A 19,565-nucleotide genomic window follows, 5' to 3' on the forward strand; every position below is an offset into this window, starting at 1 on the left:
ATAAAAAGAGCTTAATATCCATTTCAACGATTCACTTAACTCCCACGGCTTTCCCTATCAATAAATTTCTAGATAGCCTTATAAAGGTACCCCCTGTCCTTTTGACACTTTACTTGTCTGCCGTTAAACCACTGAACGGCTCTGTCCCTTTAGGAAGAAGTTCTTTATACGTGAATGGGAATTCCGGGAAACCCTCCGCATAAGCTGTGTACTCATACAACTGGAAGAATACGACCACACCTGTTGGTGTCACATAGAAATCCTGATCTTTATTCAGGCCTTTATAGCCTTCAAGGTAACCACCACGAGCTTTAAGCTGATCGCCCACTTTTTTGCTTACTGTTTCACGTACGGTTTTGTTATTTTGAATCACATCATCCAGACTCAATTCCTTACCGGAATCCAGAGCAAAGGTGTGACCTGCACGGAACGTCATGCCATGTGCGCCTGCATAGTCCTGATAACTTTGCGTAATGAGACCAAGCACACCATTTTCGTTGTATGTCACGACATAAGAACTCTCAAATGCATATGGACGGTTCGCTGTCGCAGCGCCGAATTCCTTGGTCTGTTTTTTGAAATCTGCCACAAAAGCATCCACTTCATCCTTCAGTACTTTGTTGATCGCTGCTTCTGCTTTATCGTTAGCCAGTCCGCTTACCTGAGGATATTGAATATCGACTTCAGCGTTTTTGATGCTGACCTTCACTGTTGCCGCTTTGACTGACACGCTATTCTGTTTCACTTTGCTCAGCGTAAGGGTCTTGGCTTTGCCTTCCCAGCTACCTTGAACACCCAGATAATCTCTCATTGCAGAGAATGGAATATACAATCGGCCATTGATCATCTTCGCTTCCACTTGCGGGTAGTAGTTGTTAATTCTAACACTCGGCGCACCATCAATCAGACTGATCACCATCGTGTTATTGGCTGCCGTCAAGGAGTACTCTTTAGCCTTTGCATCATATTTCAAGCTTCCCCCTGCAACATCTTTCACTGCAGTAAGCGATACCCAAGTAGAGCCGCCTTGAAGGAGCCCTTTTTGGGTAAGCGTTTTGCCTCCCGACTTCAGGGTTACCTCCGTAGGCGCTGTCACTTTCGTCGATACCGAAGCCGCCTGCACAGAACTATCCTGCCATACCGCCCCGCTCCCTACAATAATTCCTGCCGCCAACAATGCACTTGTCCATTTTTTCCATGATGTCATATATATAACTCCTCTCTCGAATTCACATTTGAGTGTCACTGCGTATGTATCCCGACCTGATCGTATGTCTCATACGCTCACCTCTTTATTATAATTAACCCAATTCCGGAAAGGTTTACAGCTCCAGTTACAATGTTGTTCAATCCAGGAGCTTATAATGAAGGTTTTGTTACGAACAAATGGACAAAAAAGATACCAAATAACAGCATTTTAGTCCCCATTATTCGAATCACGTCCACGTACTTCATCAAAGCTCGCTTTCATAACAAAAAAAGACCCTGCCCACAGGACAACGTCTTTGTCATTATTCTTTTGCCCGTCCAAGCATCACTTGAACGAGCATCAGGCCATATCTGATCATGTTTATTTCATTTCATAAGTAATATTTAGTGTTGTACTCACTTTGACCTGTCCTGTTTCAATAGCTGTACCGCCATCTGCCACTGATTTCGCCTGTGACATCAAAGATTCGGTTGCGTACATCACAGGCACATTAGCATCACCTTGGCTCACAGAAAGAACAGCACCCAGTTGACGTTTCACTGCTTTTGCAATAGCTCCAGCTTTCACATCGGCATTGGCAACAGCTTTCTCAATCACTTGAGCTTCGAAACTTTCAGGTTTTTCGATCGTAAAACGCACGTTTTCAATGTTGTTGGCACCCGCTTGGGAAGCGGCATCCAGAAGCTCACCGATCTTGTCCATATCACGGTATGTTACAGTCAGCGTATGATGCGCTGTGTACCCTTTGATCTTCTGTCCGTCTTTATCACTATACGTGTAGTTAGGCTGTACGTAGAACTGACTGGTTTGAATATCATCTGCACTGATTTTCCACGTATTTTTCAGCAGATTGGTTACCTTCTGAATTTTCGCCGCATTCGCTTTTTGGGCAGATGCTGCTGTTTCCGCAGTACTATTCACTCCAATGGAAAGATAAGCAATGTCCGGCTTTACCTGAATCTCCCCTGTACCCACAACGTTAATCACGTTTTGCTGTACTCCCTGTACTTCAGCAGCATACGCATAGTTCCCCGGTGCCACCCATGCCGTACCTCCAACAAGCAATGTCCCTGCAACCAATACCGCACCTAGCGGTTTCATCCATAGTTTACCCATCACGTTAGCCTCCTTAAGTTTTAACATCTCTAACTCAAATCGATTTGATACCTAACAGACGGGCTTAATTCCAGAATGTTGCACTTGACAGCCTCAAAACGCAAAAAAGCCCCTTTCGGGACTTCTTCATTGGCTTCAAATCATATCTTATTGGTTTTCAAGTTCTTCCTTGCTTACCAGACTAACTAAAGCGTTTACAGCCTGTTCGGCGTCCGCGCCTTCTGCACTAATCTGGATTTCCGTACCTGTGCTGATTGCAAGGCTCATGATCCCCATGATACTTTTTGCATTTACTTTTTTGTCGTCCTTCTCGACGAACACTTCAGATGAGTACTTATTCGCTTCTTGAACGAACAGTGCCGCAGGTCTGGCATGGAGACCCGTTTTCAAACGGACAACTACCGGGTGCTTTGTCATGGAAACTTACCCCCTATTATGAAATCTGGACATTAAATACACAATTATATTTATACAACATTATACCATTAACGCGTGCAGGACACTAGAAGAAAAACTCAAGGCGATTGAGATGCCTTTATTTTGACCTATTTCAGTCTTTTTTAGATCGTCCTTGCAGGTTGCCCTACCCTTAATTTAACCGTATCTCTCGTTACGAACCTTCTCAGCCAACTCATCAATCTTGCGGAGTCGGTGATTCACTCCCGACTTGCTGACTGTACCCTTAAGCAGCTCGCCTACTTCCTTCAGATTGATATCCGGATGGGCGAGTCTGACTTCAGCTACTTCACGAAGCTTTTCAGGCAACGACTCCAGGCCAACTTCCTTTTGCAACAGTTTGATATTATCAATCTGTCTGACTGCTGCTCCAATCGTTTTGTTCAGGTTAGCCGTCTCGCAATTGACGATTCGGTTAACGGAATTACGCATATCCCGCATGATACGCACATCCTCAAACTTGAAAAGGGCCTGATGCGCACCAATGATGCTGAGCAGCTCAATGATTTTCTCGCCTTCCTTAATGTATAGGATGAATCCTTTTTTACGTTCTATACACCGGGCATTAAGATGAAATTCATTTGCCAGGTCCACCAGAGCCTGACAGTGCTCCTCATACATGGACGCAATCTCCAGGTGGTAGGACGAACCTTCGGGATTATTGACCGAGCCTCCCGCCATAAATGCCCCTCGAAGATAGGCGCGTTTACAGCAGTTTTGTTTGAACAGCTCATCACTGATCCCTGGAGTAAACAGAAATCCTTCAGAAACAATGTGCAGATCCTTTAGAATCTCCTGTACCATAGTTGGAATACGGACAATATACACATTGTTCTTTTTCAGCCGCATTTTTTTGCGGACAAGCAATTCCGTATGCACTTGAAAATGCTTTTTAAGCAGAGAGTATGCCCGTCTTGCAATTGCGGCATTCTCCGTCGAAATATCCAAGATGACTTTTTTATTCGATAACTGCACCGCACCAAGCATACGGATGAGGGCTGAAAGTTCCGCCTTTTCGCAGCACGGTTCGCTTTCGATCATCGTTAATTCTTTTTTGGTCTGTGCTGCAAACGACATGGGACTTCACCTCTTCCGTAACATCCAATTTTGTACAAGCTGATAGATGTGATGGCTCAGCTTGTCGGCATCATGACGAAGATAGGTCCGGAATAGGACCAACGTATCCGCCACGACTTGATAGCCGGCACTCTTCAGCACATTCATATCCAGCACAACCGGTTTTGCTCCTTTTTCCGCATACTTATTCTGCACCTGCAGCGGAATATCACCATTATTCACAATGACATAGTCGAAAATTTGATGCCCCACATGCTCATGTACTGCTTTGAGATGGTCACTAACCGTGTAATTATCCGTCTCTCCCGGCTGGGTCATCACGTTGCAAATAAACATCTTCACGGCATCCGCCTCAACGACAGCCTCAGCCAGCTTAGGGACAAGCAGATTGGGCAAAATGCTCGTGTAAAGACTTCCTGGTCCAATCAGGATGGCGTCTGCCTGACGAATGGCCTCAACAGCCTCTGGCAACGGCTCCACGTGATCCGGTTCAAGGAAAACTCGTTTGATCCGTAAGCCAGCTTCAGGGATCTTGGACTCGCCCGTAACAATCGAGCCGTCCTCCATCTCTGCGTGCAGTATAACGGCCTGCCCAGCTGCGGGCAGTACCTCACCCCGAACGGCAAACACGCGGCTAAGTTCCCGCACAGCGGTCACGAAGTCGCCCGATATGTCCGTCATTGCAGCCAAAATCAAGTTACCCAGGCTGTGGCCTGCAAGCCCTGCGCCTGTATTAAAACGATAATTCAGCATATCCGACAACAACGGTTCTACATCAGCCAGCGCCGTGAGCACGTTACGAATGTCTCCCGGAGGCGGCATCTGCAGCTCATTACGAAGGATGCCAGAACTTCCTCCGTCATCCGCCACCGTCACGATGGCCGTGATGTCCAGCGGCTTTTCCTTCAAACCGCGCAGCATCACGGATAATCCGGTTCCGCCGCCCATGACTACAATTCTCGGACGTTCTCTTCGTGGTCCGGCTTCTTTCATCCCTTCACCCTCTTCAATGACGGTCCCGGTCGGCGTCGCGATGGCTCACGGTGACAGCCTCTGTCTCGCTGCTTCCCAACATTTTGCCCAAATATTCCGATATTGCTACCGAACGATGCTTGCCTCCGGTACAGCCGATTCCAATAATAACCTGGCTTTTGCCTTCCTTCCGGTATTGCGGAATCAGAAAATGCAGCATATCCAGCAGCTTGGTCAGAAACGCTTGCGTTTCCGGCCATTTCATAACATATTCGTATACATCACTATTCTGTCCTGTATTCGGACGTAAATGCTCAATATAATGCGGATTTGGCAAGAAACGAACATCGAACACCAGATCCGCATCGATCGGAATGCCGTATTTGAACCCAAACGAAGTAATATTTACCGACAGCATGTGACTTTCCAGATGGGAAAAGCGTGATATGATACGCTCTTTCAGTTGAGCAGGCTTCATCGTACTGGTATTTAAAACCTGAGTTGCGGAATTTTTGAGCTCCTCCAGCATTTTGCGTTCCAGCCGGATGCCATCCAGCGGCATGCCCTCAGGAGCCAACGGATGTCTGCGTCTGCTCTCCTTATAGCGCTGGACAAGTACAGAGTCTGTCGCATCCAGGAATAGTATTTCGCAATGAATGGTAAAATGATCTTTAATATAGTTCAGTGACTCGGACAAAGCCGTAAAGAACTCTCGCCCGCGCAGATCGATGACAAGTGCAACTTTGCCAATCTTGCCGTTCGATTGTTCGATCAACTCCGCAAATTTCGGAATCAATACCGGCGGAAGATTATCCACACAGAAGAAACCAAGATCCTCCAGGCTTTGTACTGCAATCGTCTTGCCTGCTCCGGACATGCCCGTAATGATAATGAGCGTGGCGCCTGTGCCCGGTGAAACTTCACCTTCAAGCATAAATGTCCCCTCCTTATCATATTGCTGTCGGATTTATACTGCTGCGAGGTTACTAGGAACGCAAGAGAAGACCGGCTGCGCCAACAATACCTGCATTGTTGCCAAGGGTTGCTTCAAGAATCTGAACCCCTTGCTGCAATGGCTCAGGTGTCAGTTCTGCAAAAACAGTGCGTACTTCATCAAACAAAATATTACCCGCTTTGGATACCCCGCCGCCAATAATAAACATCTCAGGGTTAATCACAGCCGCTACGGCCGCCATCGATTTGCCCAGATAGAATGCTGCACGGTTTACAATACGCAGCGCAACTTCATCGCCCGCCTTGGCTGCATCAAAGACTTCCTTGGCTGCAATCTTGTCGACAAGCGCCAACGATGTATGGTCCCCGCGCTCTACAGCGTCTTTGGCCATACGAATAATTCCGGTTGCCGAAGAGACGGTTTCCACACATCCCATTTTGCCGCATCCACACTGAATGGCTTCCAGATCAGGGACAACACTGACATGACCAAGCTCACCAGCCATACCGGAATAGCCCTGATAGATCTTACCGTTCAAGATGAGTCCACCACCAACGCCTGTACCCAGTGTATAGCATACACAATTGTCCACGCCCTTGCCGGCACCTGCCCAGGCTTCACCCAGCGCAGCCACGTTGGCATCATTATCTATTTTGACCGGCTTGCCCAGACGTTCTTCGAGAATCGAACGAATGGCTACATTCCGAAATCCGATGTTAGGGGCAAGAACGATAATTCCCTCGCGTACATTGGTGAACCCAGCCACGCCCGCGCCCACACCTTCAAGCTGTTCCCAGCTGTAAGGCGATTCGGCAACAATATGACGGACATACTTCTCGATGTTGGCAATGACCGTGTCAACGCCCTTATCCACTTCTGTCGGTCCTTCATACGTATGCATAAGCTGACCGTGTTCATCACATATACCGACCTTGATTGCTGTTCCGCCGAGATCGACCCCAACGTAGATTTTCTCAGACATGCTACAAGCCACCTTTATCTATCTAAAATAGTTTAATCCTACGTACCAACTATAATTGAAGGATACGCCTGGGTCAAGACGATAAGACCTTTGCTGTGATTAGCTTCCCCGCTATTGTGAACAACATCACAGGCTATTTTTGAATACGGATACAACCTCTTCTGTCTCTATTAAAAACGCAGGCTGCATTCCTTCCTCCATAGAGGAGGAAGCCTCAACTCATGATATTGCATATCCACTCGTTCCATGCGTAAAAGATGGCAATTGTCATCTGAATTTCATGACAACACTTACCAGCCGCGTCTCAGCAGCTCGCTAAGACGACGCAAAAAACGCCTCCCCGCTAACGGGAGGCGTTTTACCCTTTTTTGGACCCATTCTTGAACCGATCATTCAGCAGCTATTCAGCTGCAGGTCACAATTTCGATTCAACACGTACGGGCTCCTCCGTCTTTTCCATCTTGTTGACGTCCAGAATATCCAGCAGGAAGACAAAGATCGGAATACCGATAATGAGTCCCCAGATCCCCAGGAAATGTTGAGACAGAATCAGCACGATAAACGTGTAGAACATCGGCAATTTCGTTTTGTGTGCCATCAGCTTCGGATTCAGGAAATACGTCTCCAGCGCATGAATGATAATGATCATGATGACCACGATCACACTGAGCTGCAATCCACCCAATTGATAACCGATCAGACACAGCGGAACCAGTGAGATGATAACCCCTGCAACGGGTACCAGACTCAGCATGAATACCAGTATCGTCAGAGCGAACAAATACGGGAATCCGAGTATCCATAATCCCAGAATCGTCAAAGCTGTATTAAACACGGCAATCAACAATTGCGCCTCGATGACTTTACCAAAAGAAGATACAAATTTATCACCAAGGTATGCGACTTCATTATAGAACCAGCCGATCTTGCTTGTTTTGAACTTGGATGTAAACTTGGAGATCTCTTGCTTCTGCAACAAGAAGAACAAACTAAGGATGATGACCAGCAAAATAAACTCAAGCCATTTACTCAACGCAAAAATATATTTCAATGCATCATTGGTATAGTTTTTAATATCGAACGATTGCAGATATCCCGCTATTTTGGAGGCAAAGTTATCACCATCTGCGGTATCCAGAAACTTCATGATTTCATTGGTCAACTGAACGACCTGATCCACAATCCGTGGTGAATATCTGGAGATCCCCAGTACAATGGCTGCAATAACGATAAGATAGAGCAGGATGACGACGACTTTATAGTTAACCGGAAATAACCGATTCAACTTCCCCGTGATAAAATGCTGCAACCTGTTCATGACATACGTCACCAGAAATAACAGCAAAATCATGTGCAGCATACTCCCCATGCTGAAAAGCACCAAACAAAACAACAGCAGAATCAAAAATCGTCGCACTGTTGCATTCTGTAACCAATCTTTTATCATTTCCCCCAAAGTCTTCACCTCACAGCTAATATGCCCAATATGTATACGATCTCATGCCCATTTTGGTTTCAAAAAAAGAGAAGCCTTCCGGCTTCTCACATGATGAGACTTCCCGTTGTCTCTACTACCTAACTTATGCCAAATCATACACTCTTCATGCTTACTTATCCAGTGTTTCGCTCCAGTCATGAACAATGCTGCCCTCAAGGAACTTCTCGCAATCCATTGCAGCCATACACCCTGATCCTGCCGCCGTAATGGCCTGACGGTACTTCGTATCCTGTACATCTCCGCAGGCGAATACACCCGGAATGTTGGTCTCGGTCGTACCTGGTTTAACGACAACATAGCCGTGTTCATCCAGTGCAATTTGGTTGCCAAGGAATCCCGTGTTGGGAGTATGGCCAATCGCTACGAATACGCCATCTGCTTCAAGCAGTTCTTCCTGTCCAGTCTCGTTATTGCGTACTTTCAATCCCTTGACTCCCAGCGCTTCAGGCACAACTTCGAGCGGCGTCCGGTTCAACGCCCACTTCACCTTCTCATTGCTGCGAGCCCGATCCTGCATGATTTTCGACGCACGCAATTCGTCCCGGCGGTGAACCAGAGTAACGTCTGTTGCAAAACGGGTCAGGAAGCTGGCCTCCTCCATCGCAGAGTCTCCGCCCCCAACAACGACGATCTTTTTACCACGGAAAAAGAATCCGTCACATGTAGCACATGTGCTTACCCCGCGACCGACGTTCTCCTGTTCTCCCGGAATCCCGAGGTAACGGGCAGAAGCCCCTGTCGAGATGATAATTGAATCAGCTTCCAGTTCACCGATTCCACCGACCTTAACTTTAAATGGCGGTTTGCTGAAATCTACTTCTTCCACCCAGCCATTCTTGAATTCAGCTCCAAACCGCTCCGCTTGCTTCCGCATATTGTCCATCAATTCCGGACCCATAATGCCCTGTGGAAAACCAGGGAAATTCTCAACTTCCGTTGTCGTCGTCAATTGCCCCCCCGGCTGAAGACCTTCGATCACCAGTGGGTTTAGGTTAGCACGAGCCAGATATATCGCTGCTGTCAGACCCGCAGGTCCTGTTCCGATCACAATCGTTCTGTATTTAGACATATAGATACAGCCTCCTTGATAAGGTTGAGAGTGTGTTGAATGGCGATTAACTTGCTACTATGATGTTATCCTACAGGTTTGTCGAGACCTATTCGTTAAGTTTACCCGTTTTCCCGGCCAATGTATCCTTCATGCAATGAAGTCCATCCAGAAAAGAGCCAAAGCATGTACAAGCTACTGGATTGGTGGAGTGCTGTTGCACACTCGGTTGATCAGACGAGCATATTTGCTAACCGTTGCAGCGGATATGCCGTACCTCTCAGCTATACTTTGATAGGTGACCGGACGACTTTGGATTTTGGCAGCCAAATATTCTAGTCCCGCAGCCAATCCCTCAATTTGCTTGGTGCCCGGCACTTCAGGATGTACTCGAGATACATAGTCCGTCCACAGGCGCTCCATCTCCTGCTGCAATTCGGCTTTGGCTTCAGACATCTGTAACGCCCGATCTACTACTGCCTGCCAATGCGTAGAAGGTTTCATCTCCTTACGCTCCGTCAGCGGCCCGCTTTTCTGAATGGATCGTTTGCTCAGATTAGTCAGGGCCTGAAGAGCAGGAGAGTCATCCGGTTTAGAACCTTCTGAATGCAGATCGTTTAATACAGCACGTGCGACTTTCACCAGTTCCTCATCTTCACCAGGCTCCTGGATAAAGGATTGCAATGCCTGCTGCACCTCATAATCGCCAATCATGCCCAAAGCGTGAATAACCTGAAGTTTGGTTGCCCCATCACCATGTCGCAGCGCCCAGAAGAAGGAAGAACGGATCAGAGGATCGTTTTTCATCTCTTCTGGTATGCCGTTACCATAGTTCTCCCATTGTCTGAATTGCTCGTCAAACGGCAGATGATAGTGATAACTTAGCTTCTCCGGATCTTTCTCTCCCTGCCGTACAGCCTCAAGACCTGATAGATAGTACCGGGAAACCTCAGAACCTGGGTCCAGCTTACCCACATGACGCCACAGACGTTCAGCAGCATCATAGCGTCCCGTATTGTAAGCGGCCACGGCTGCATAATGCGCGAGCGCCGGATCAGCAGCGGTTTCTTCCTCTTTCAACAGGCGCCGAAAATGGATATAAGCCGTATCATGTTGACCCAGGATACCCATCGTGGTAGCCAGTTTATAGACCTGTTCGTGCTGGAAAGGCACGATGACACGCAATTTTTTGATTATAAGCAGCACTTGATCGGCCCGATTCTCATTCTGGTGAAAGATCGCCAGGTTACACAGCGCATGCAAATTGCCAGGCTCCTGTTCCAGTACTTCGGCAATCGTCTCTTTCGCTTTGGGGAACAGCCCCATATAATAATAGGCAAGCGCCAGATTGTTGCGAGCTGCCAAATAATCGGGATAATCCGGCGACATGTCTTCCAACAACTCCGCTGCCTGAGCAAACTTTCCTTGTTCCAGCAATTCTCGAGCCTGATCGTGCTCTACTACACCTTTACGTGATTTGATCCGGTTCAGTTTGGCTGGCCGATCCAGCTCGTAATACAGAAGCTCCATCATCTCTTCGGCTTCCGTCATGAACTGACCCTGGGTATCCTCCTCCAAATACGTAACAAGCGCCTGCTCGGCTTCCTCAAACCGATCCATATTCGCATAATTGTTTGCCATGTAGAAATAACATTCCGTCATGGACGGATCTACCACATCCAGCACATGCGCAAGAACGGCATTGGAAGCCTCGTAATCCCCCTTCTCTGATAATATACCCGCCATATTACAATGATTCACCGGATTTTCCGGTTCATATTCAACAGCTTTACGAAAATATTTTAATGCCTTGTCGACGTGATTACGGTCCAGCGAGCGGACAGCTCTCTCAAAAAAGAAAGAAGCATCCAAGTGAATCGGTATTACATTGGCAAGGTGTCCCTCAGCCCGCAGTAGCTTGCCCTTCATCTCCCAAGGCACCTCCTCTTTGAATTCATTCATACTCTCCAGTATACCACATCTTAAGGCCCACTTCTCAATATGTAGTTTCATGTCGTTTATGCCAAAAATGCACAAAAAAGATGACATCCAATCATTCACTTCGAATGAAATGTCATCTTGCTGCTTCACCCGCTCTTCCTTCTAAAGAAGGATTGAAATCAGCGCTTCAACGCCAGGGATGGCGAAAGTGAAATATGAATCGTCTTGTGAAACGGGGTCACAAAGTTGACTAGAACGACCTTGCAGTTGTCCGGCAGCTTCGCTTCACGTACGGTTACCGCCAGATGCCCCAGCTCACCGCCATTTAGCTCGATCCAATCTCCCCCACAGGAATAACGCAAGGTGCCGCCCTTCCACAGATAATGACCTTCATCCGTCTCAAGCAATTCTCCATCCGACAGTTTGCCCTCGCCTCCGAACACAAAGGATAGCTGCATCATGATCTGCTCCGGTTTATCTCCTGCGAGGCTCAGCATCCAGCCATTCTCAGTTCGTAATACCTCTGTCTGTACATGGAACGTCTGCTCATGGGTAAGCACCCGGGTCTGGTGAGGTAACAAATACCATGGACTGATGGCTGTTCTCGCCGTCTCTGGCAGTTGGCTCTCGGGGATCGGACCGTAGTAGCCCTTCTTCTGTTCACCCGTCAAAAGGTAGCCAGACGGCAATCGGGTCATCTGCTGCATCGGTACATAACCGGGATTAAAGTAGGAGGCCAGCTGCACTGCGAGCAGACGGGCTGCACCATGACGAAGGGCGAAGAATGAAGGGACTTCCGTCATTATGGTCGCGCTTGTACTTCCCGTCCGAATACGCGCTACAGGTGCGCCAAAGTCTGTATGCATCCGACTGTGTGAAATGCGCCCATGATGTCCTGCCGAATCCATCTGCTGCAAATAGCCCTCTCTAGCAAAATACTCGTTCAACATAACCTCATACTGCTCAGGTAACTCACCGCTTGCCTCGCCTACCTGCTGAAGCTCAGGCTCCAGCAAAAGCCGAACGAGTGCATTGACGGAGCAGACACCAGGATCTTTTAACGTATCACCTGCCCAATCGGCCATGCCGGCAAAGAGCGGATCCCCGTCCATGCGAGCCAAAATTGCATATGGCAGGTAGTATGGTGAGAGATCATGCATATTCCCCAGATCTTGACGACCTGAATAATCTGTGACAATCTCGCCAGACGGATGTACAAGATACAGCATCATGCGCAGATTGAGCCTCACCGGTTCCAACAACTCGGGACGATGGAACAGGCGTGCCGCATGAATCAGCATGATATCACTGACCGCACTGTAAATTCCGTTGCTCCGTTCTGTCCATTCCCCATCAGGTGTAATATCCATGCCTTCAGCCAGCCATTGCTCTGCACGCTGTACCACTTCCTCCAGGCCAAACAACTGATGTAGGAAACCGAGGGCCGCGCATATCACCCAGCGATGATTCGGCGTATGACACCCTCCAGTCAACATGACCGGAATGGTTCGCTCCAGAAACAGGTACATGTTATCCAGCACAGGCTGCAGCGGCTCCCACTCCTGCTGCTGAAGTAACTGATATAATTGGGCATACCCCACGACGACAAATGCCGTGTCTGGCGGAGAGTGGTAATTGGTCCAGCCAGGGGAGATGGAGCCATCTTCATGCTGATTGCGGAGCACATACTCCGATGCCAACAACAGACGACCTAGCAGTTCCTCATCCTGGTAATAAATCGAATCCGGATTGGCGAGCGCCGCTCCCCAATAACACATATCCGTAGGTGTTCCGGTCGTATGGTTGACCCAGGCAATACCTGTAGAGGGATCAATGGTTCCCCCATAATAACGGCTTTCCGGGTCAAGCTCCTGACGGGCTAACCCTCTTTGCACTGCTTTATCATTGCTGTCCACCAGCTGCCTGTACATGTGTATTCCCCTCCAAACGATGCATTTTGCCGTCCTTCGCAAGAGTTCATCTCTTATTCATATTCTGCTTCAACCCTTCACTGCCCCAAGCATGGCACCGCTCACAAAATATTTCTGCAGCCACGGATAGACAAGCAGAATGGGTACGGTTGCAAAGATAACTGTGGCAGCCTTGAGACTTTCCGGAGTCAAAGGTGTGCGGTTAGCACCCTCCATTTGGGTAAGCTCGCTTACCATGTTGTTCTGTACCATTTGGAAGAGCTTCAGCTGAAGCGGGTATAGCTTCGGATCATTAATGTACATCAGGGAATCCTGAAAGCCATTCCAGCGTCCAACAGCATAGAACAGAGCTAAGGTAGCCAGCACGGGCATCGATAATGGCAGGATGATTTTAAAGAGTGTGTGTACATGCGAGCTGCCATCAATCTCTGCGGATTCCTCCAGACTTTCCGGAATGCCTCTGAAGAAGGAGATCAGGATAATCAGGTTAAACGGACTGACCAACCCTGGCAGGATCAACGCCCAGACTGAATTTAGCAAATTCAGATCACGGATGAGCAAGTATTCCGGAATAATCCCGCCACTGAAAAACATCGTAATGATGATCACATACATGAAGAGCTTGCGCCCTTTTAATTTTTTCTTGGTTAACGGATAAGCAGCAGCGAGTGTGAACAGCATGCACAGCACTGTCGTGGCGATCGTAAGAAGCGTCGTATAACCCAATGAATAGATCATGGACTGATCCGAAAACACCTGAGTATACGCATCCCAATTGAATTCTTTGGGAAATATGGTCACTTCACCTGATGTAATCGCCCGATTTGAACTGAATGATATGGCAATCGTGTGCAGAAACGGAGCCAGACAGAATATAACAAACAAGGTGATAAAGGAGATATTAACGATATCAAAAATCCGGTTTGAGGTGCGTTCACTCATATGCACACAGCTCCTTTACTGGTGGTCTATACAAACAAGCCGATTGGCGTATCTTTCACTCTTTAATAATCTACAGAATACCTTCCCCGGTTGCTTTTTTCGAAATATAGTTGGAGCCGAGGACGAAGATTAGTCCCACCACTGCCTGGAACAATCCGACAACGGTTGCAAGCGTGTACTGTCCCGATTCCAGACCAACTCTGTATACAAAGGTACTAAGTACATCCGAATATTCACGAACGGCCGTGTTACCGATAATATAAGGACGATCAAAACCGATGCTGACCATATGTCCGAGATTAAGAATAAGCAGGGTCACAATGGTTGGTTTGATACTCGGCAGCGTAATATGCCAGATTCTCTTCAGCCGCGTTGCTCCATCAATCTCAGCCGCTTCGAACAATTCCTTGTTCACCCCGGTTAATGCGGCCAGATATAAAATGGTTCCCCATCCTGCACTTTGCCAGACACCTGTGAACAGGTACGTAACAAGCCAAGGATTCTTCTCTGTCAAAAATGGTATGGAGTTTAATCCCATACTCTCCAGTACTCCATTAACCATACCGGATTGATTGCCGAACAATTGGTATACAATCCCTCCGATGATAACCCAAGAAATAAAGTGAGGAATGTACAGAATCGTCTGCGATATTTTTTTGAACCATTTAAATCGAACTTCATAGAGCATAATGGCCAATATGATTGGAGCAGGGAACGAAACGATCAGATCAAGAAAATTCAGCATAAAAGTATTGCGTAATGTGGTGTAGAAGTCCCGCATCCCAAATACCTCGCGAAAAGCATCGAAACCGATCCACTCACTACCGCTGATCCCCTGAAACAGGTTAAAGTCTTTAAAGGCGATCTGCACACCATACATCGGTCCGTAGCGAAAGATCAAAAAGTAGATAAGCGGCAGGGAAATTAGCGCGTACAATTGCCAATACCTTTTCAAGTATGTGATGGTCAAGTCGGTTTCCTCCTATCAACAAAGAAACGGCTGTGCCGCCAAGCCAGCGGCACACGTTCCTTTCAAAGTTAAGCAGTCGTACGGGTATCTGTCTCGAAATCATGAAGGATTAGTTGGTTTACGTTTCAGTGTTACTTAACAGTTTCCTCAAGCTCTTTCTTCAGCTCTGTGCCGCCCAGCGACATAAAATCATTCATTTCACGTTCATATACCGCTTCGAATTCTTCAGGCTTCGCCATCGCCGTTTTAACAATGATGACATTCAGTTTGTCTTTGAGTGCTGTGCTGTATTTCATCTCTGCCTCAATTGGCTTATCAAAGATAATCGGTCCTACCGTGTCGGTGTTGGCAATATCAATGGACTGTTTCAGCATATCCTGATTATTTTGAGGGAAGCCCAGAATCCATGCTTTTTCATTTGTTGCCTGATCACCAATATTTTTACCGTTCGAGATAATGGCTGTATCCCCTGCGTTGAACAGACGATCCTTCGCTTCCTGGGATGCATCTTCCTTCACGACCGGAATACCATCGACCAGATCATAGTTTTCACCTTCCACACCACTGTAAATATCAATCAAGTTATTGTCAGAGGCCATCCAGTCCAAGTACTTAATCGCTTCCACAGAACGTTTGCTGCTCTTCGGAATCATAATGTACATGCCGTTTGTTCCATAGCGAGATTTGATGTGTTTGTTGTCGGCATTCGGATTGGTGTACACATCAACTGGCAGTACTTCGCTGCCTTCTACATTTTTGTGCAAATTGTCCAGCGTGCCATCACCGTAGAACATGGCATCAACATCTTCAGACCAGTAACCAACGTTGCCATTCTGTATGTCCTTACCTAACTGCGTTTTATCTTCATCCAGACTGAAGTCTTTGCTGATTAACCCTTCATTGTAGAGCTTGTTCAGGAATTTCATCGAATCCTTGAATCCTTCATGGAGCGGCAATTCATAACGTTGACCGTAAGTCAGATCCCCGCTGACTGGCTTGATGAATGAATAAATCAGTGTCTCGAACTGAGCCGGTGCAAGGGCCATACCCATGGGGATGTTCTTACTGCCGAGCTGACCAGGATCTTTCTCTTTAAACGCTTTTAATGTTGTATATAATTCATCAGTTGTCTTCGGTACAGGCAATCCCAGCTTATCGAGCCAGTCCTGACGAATGTAGGAGCTGTATCGGCCTGTAATGGCACGTTTACCCGGAACGGCGAACTGTTGACCTTCTACTTGCCCGAATTTTAATGTGTCTTCACCCAAGAACTTCTTCAGGTTCGGTCCATACTGATCGATCAGTTCACCGACATCTGTCAATCCGCCCTGTTGAGCATACCGATAAAACACGCTGGAGTCATAAACAAAGACAATATCAGGGACATCTGTATTGCTAGCCATCAAAACATTCAGCTTGGTAACTTCCTCGGAACGCTGAACGGGGACGAACTGTACATCAATATTGTTGGGATCGCCGAACTTCTCCTGAATCATTTTAGATAGATAGTTGTTCGTAATAGTGTACGGCGAGGGGCTGTTACCACGATCAAAAATCTCCACCTTTAAGGTAACGCGCTCACCCTTACCCGATGCACCGCCTTCTGCTGATTCCTGATTCGATCCAGACGAGCACCCCGCAAGCAAAGACACTCCCATTACCATCGTAAGCGCCAATCCCATCCATTTCTTGAGACTCCCTTTAGTTGCTTTTCTTGTCATTTTGTCATCCCCTTTGGCTATGCGTGAATGTTTAAAGCTTGCCCAGAGTATTCCACATCATTGCGTACTCTTGCAATAAACCCGTTTCGTAAACGCTTACATACGGATAATGGTTTATCTCCAGTGACGTTTTTCGTATACTAACCATTTTCTGCGCAGCCCTGTTAAGGCCCGTAGAGCCTTTAGTCCTCGCCACTCAAGCATCCTCCTGCCAGGTTCAACAGTGACCGATGCCAATAAACCATTTTCATATACTGACTATATTCGTAAAAGCGCTAAAAAGAGGCTTAAATCAGGGGTCTATTGCATAATCGCAGGTTTCCTGTAGGATTCGGTTTACACCCGCAGCAAAAAGGCGGATTTCTACACAGCTCCTACCGAGAGAAGTCTGCATGAATTCCGCCCCATTGCCTAGCATGATATAATGTGCAGCATGAGTCTAAGATCATGACTCGGTCTCGTGATGATCACGTTTCAAACGGCGGTAGTCCCCCGGTGTAATACCTGCAACCCGTTTGAATACACGTCCCAAGGTAATTCCATTGGCATACCCCACCTTCAGGGCAATGTCCTGGAGCGAAAGATCCGTTTTCCGCAAAAGACGCTCCGTTTCCTTCATCCGTAAATCTGTAAGGAAGTCTACAAATTTCATATTGAACTCCGTCTTGAACAAATAACTTGCATGTTTGCCGGTAATCTGGAATCGATCGCTTAGATGCTTTAGTGATAGGTCAGGATTCGCAAACTGTTCTTCGATATAATTTTTCATTTCATTGACCATCGCTTTGTAGCTTTTGGTTTCGGTTACCGATACATACGTTCTGAACAAATCCGTCAGGCCATCAAACAGAATATCTTTGACACCCTCAAGCGTATCCGCCTCTTTTATCAGCATCAACTGCTTGTTTATGTTTTCCTCCGACAAATCCTCCTGCAGCTTTTCAGACATGACCGCCACTTCTCGGCTAAGCATCTGTAACATCGCCTGAACCAAGGAGTGAATGTCATCATCTGGCAGTTTATCACGTTCAAAATTCGCAAAAATCTCCTCCAGTTGATCGCGCCATTGACTGCTCGACATCCGAAACCTTTTGACGAAATCTGCGATCATCTGCAAATACGTATACGTTTCAAGCAGCTGCTGCTGGGTTTCTCCATACCCGGCCACAGCCACATCCCCGTCCCTCAGCAATTTGCGGTGCATTACCGCCTCAGCCGCGACGTATGAATCCCGGATTGTCTTGATCCCTTCTGCGATCGGTCCGATACCGAAACTCAAGGATATCCGCAGATTCTGCTCAACCCAGGATCGGCATTCCTCGGCAACCAGACAAATCTGCTCAGTCATGTCCGGGCTACGGTCTTTGGATAGGAAAAGGATCGCAATCTGATCCGAGCTGACCCATTCCGTCCAGCATTGCATATCCGCATTGCGTGAGAGCTCTTGCAGAACGTTCATAAGCGCAAATTTAAGTGTATTCTGCTCACCTCTCGTAAACCGTTCCTGGAATCCCTTCTCATATCGGTTAATCTCACCAACCACAACGGCGAAGCAAGATGAAGCTTCAACTCCCGTTAACGGTGATAGATCCTTTAATCGCTCTACCGCATGATCCAAATTCTCCCCATTCAGCAGATCGTTAAACAGTTTGCTGCGCTGCAGCAGTACGTTTTCTCTGCTCTTTTTATCCGAATCCATCATATGGTTGATCAGATTCTCCAACACACCATCAATCAATTTCATCTCATCGGTACGAGAGCCGGTCTGTTCCAGCACCCGAATCTGATGAGCCTCTATTCGATTCATAATAATTTGAATGGGTTTATAGTTACGACGAGTGATATAGATGATATAGATAACAGCGCAGATGACTGTCACAATCGCAATAACAACCCACACATATGAAACCACTGAGACCCAGCCATAAAGGTTGCCCTCCTTGATTCCACTGGAGATCGTCCAACCCAGCCGTTCCAATGAGAGTCTGTTCAGCTCTTGTCCATCTTCACTACCTTCACGATCTGAATGCGCATTGTACACAATCTGACCGTTCTGATCAGATATGGTCATGAAGGAAAGCTGTCCATTGACCATGCTATCAATACTTTGCTCGATACTGCTCATTTTGATATTTATGACAAGTACTCCGTCCGAGCCAAAGGGCAAGGGCATATCCTTGTTCACCGTCAACACCCGGATAGGCATACGCTGATTAACTCCTGCATCGTATTCCCGGACAGGCTGCCAGCCTGAAGTAAGGGAGCCGGAATCAATTCGGTCGATCCACACTTTGTCTGAAAAGTTGTCCAAATCCTTGGAACCGCTCAATGTTAAAACGCTTCCATTTTTCTTGTCGTACAAATAAATGGACTGAATCCAGGAGTTAGAACTCGTCAGCTCACGCAAGCTCTGTGCAATGCTGTATACCGTTTCTTTACCCGCCTGATGTTGGCTGTTGAAATATAGCTTGTACGCCTGATCGTTCTGTACCGACTCCAATACCGATAGCTCAATCCCCCTGATCGTCCGGTCCAGACTATCCACGAGATAACTGGAGGAGATCTGGTCTGCTTTCCTTGTTTCTTCCCTGGAGATATCATTAATGAAAACAAAAGCGATAAAAATGAGTACAGTCATGGTAAGGAAGAAAATAGGAAAATACGAAAACAGTAACCGATAATACCAAGTACGGGACAATAGACCCCACTCCTCACTCCACGACACCACTGTATGTCAGCCGTGGTT

Annotated in this window: 15 protein-coding genes; all 15 read right to left on the reverse strand. The window is 47.2% G+C overall.

The genetic code is table 11. The features are described 5' to 3' along the window. Positions 1-109: 109 nt before the first annotated feature. The 15 genes from PPA03S_RS24245 to PPA03S_RS24315 all read right to left on the reverse strand — a co-directional run bounded on the left by PPA03S_RS24245 (position 110) and on the right by PPA03S_RS24315 (position 19,517). A complete protein-coding gene (locus tag PPA03S_RS24245; protein WP_062326667.1) occupies positions 110-1,207 on the reverse strand; it encodes a PdaC/SigV domain-containing protein in 1,098 nt (365 codons plus the stop codon). A gap of 363 nt (positions 1,208-1,570) precedes the next feature. After that, on the reverse strand, positions 1,571-2,326 hold the full coding sequence (locus PPA03S_RS24250) for an SIMPL domain-containing protein (protein WP_062326669.1): 756 nt from the start codon (positions 2,324-2,326) through the stop codon (positions 1,571-1,573). 147 nt (positions 2,327-2,473) lie between these two features. Continuing rightward, positions 2,474-2,743: an HPr family phosphocarrier protein gene (locus PPA03S_RS24255; RefSeq protein ID WP_017691248.1), complete on the reverse strand. Its 270-nt coding sequence runs from the start codon at positions 2,741-2,743 to the stop codon at positions 2,474-2,476. Positions 2,744-2,920: 177 nt separating this feature from the next. Further along, positions 2,921-3,859: a DNA-binding protein WhiA gene (gene whiA, locus PPA03S_RS24260; protein ID WP_062326671.1), complete on the reverse strand. Its 939-nt coding sequence runs from the start codon at positions 3,857-3,859 to the stop codon at positions 2,921-2,923. A gap of 6 nt (positions 3,860-3,865) precedes the next feature. Then, positions 3,866-4,852 (reverse strand): gluconeogenesis morphogenetic factor MgfK, encoded by a 987-nt coding sequence (gene mgfK / locus PPA03S_RS24265; RefSeq protein WP_053782950.1) that lies wholly within the window; start codon positions 4,850-4,852, stop codon positions 3,866-3,868. Positions 4,853-4,865: 13 nt separating this feature from the next. Further along, entirely contained in the window at positions 4,866-5,765 is a 900-nt protein-coding gene (gene rapZ, locus PPA03S_RS24270; protein ID WP_053782949.1) for an RNase adapter RapZ, read from the reverse strand. Between the two features lie 52 nt (positions 5,766-5,817). Beyond that, positions 5,818-6,768 carry an ROK family glucokinase gene (locus tag PPA03S_RS24275; RefSeq protein ID WP_062326673.1) on the reverse strand — a complete coding sequence of 317 codons (951 nt, stop codon included), beginning with the start codon at positions 6,766-6,768 and terminating at the stop codon, positions 5,818-5,820. Positions 6,769-7,183: 415 nt separating this feature from the next. Continuing rightward, positions 7,184-8,215, reverse strand: a complete 1,032-nt coding sequence (locus PPA03S_RS24280; protein WP_068964214.1) for an AI-2E family transporter — start codon at positions 8,213-8,215, stop codon at positions 7,184-7,186. Between the two features lie 160 nt (positions 8,216-8,375). Continuing rightward, positions 8,376-9,335 (reverse strand): thioredoxin-disulfide reductase, encoded by a 960-nt coding sequence (gene trxB / locus PPA03S_RS24285; RefSeq protein ID WP_062326675.1) that lies wholly within the window; start codon positions 9,333-9,335, stop codon positions 8,376-8,378. A 174-nt stretch (positions 9,336-9,509) separates the two neighbouring features. Beyond that, positions 9,510-11,243, reverse strand: a complete 1,734-nt coding sequence (locus PPA03S_RS24290) for a tetratricopeptide repeat protein (RefSeq protein ID WP_062326745.1) — start codon at positions 11,241-11,243, stop codon at positions 9,510-9,512. A 191-nt stretch (positions 11,244-11,434) separates the two neighbouring features. Further along, positions 11,435-13,186 carry a hypothetical protein gene (locus PPA03S_RS24295; protein ID WP_062326677.1) on the reverse strand — a complete coding sequence of 584 codons (1,752 nt, stop codon included), beginning with the start codon at positions 13,184-13,186 and terminating at the stop codon, positions 11,435-11,437. A gap of 69 nt (positions 13,187-13,255) precedes the next feature. Next, positions 13,256-14,128, reverse strand: a complete 873-nt coding sequence (locus PPA03S_RS24300; RefSeq protein WP_062326679.1) for a carbohydrate ABC transporter permease — start codon at positions 14,126-14,128, stop codon at positions 13,256-13,258. 70 nt (positions 14,129-14,198) lie between these two features. Further along, positions 14,199-15,098, reverse strand: a complete 900-nt coding sequence (locus tag PPA03S_RS24305) for an ABC transporter permease (RefSeq protein WP_062326681.1) — start codon at positions 15,096-15,098, stop codon at positions 14,199-14,201. A gap of 131 nt (positions 15,099-15,229) precedes the next feature. After that, complete coding sequence (locus PPA03S_RS24310) at positions 15,230-16,819, reverse strand: extracellular solute-binding protein (protein ID WP_062326682.1); 1,590 nt, start codon at positions 16,817-16,819, stop codon at positions 15,230-15,232. A gap of 445 nt (positions 16,820-17,264) precedes the next feature. Continuing rightward, a complete protein-coding gene (locus PPA03S_RS24315; protein ID WP_062326684.1) occupies positions 17,265-19,517 on the reverse strand; it encodes a helix-turn-helix domain-containing protein in 2,253 nt (750 codons plus the stop codon). Positions 19,518-19,565 lie beyond the last annotated feature (48 nt).

Source organism: Paenibacillus pabuli NBRC 13638, from assembly GCF_001514495.1.
Classification (GTDB): domain Bacteria; phylum Bacillota; class Bacilli; order Paenibacillales; family Paenibacillaceae; genus Paenibacillus; species Paenibacillus pabuli.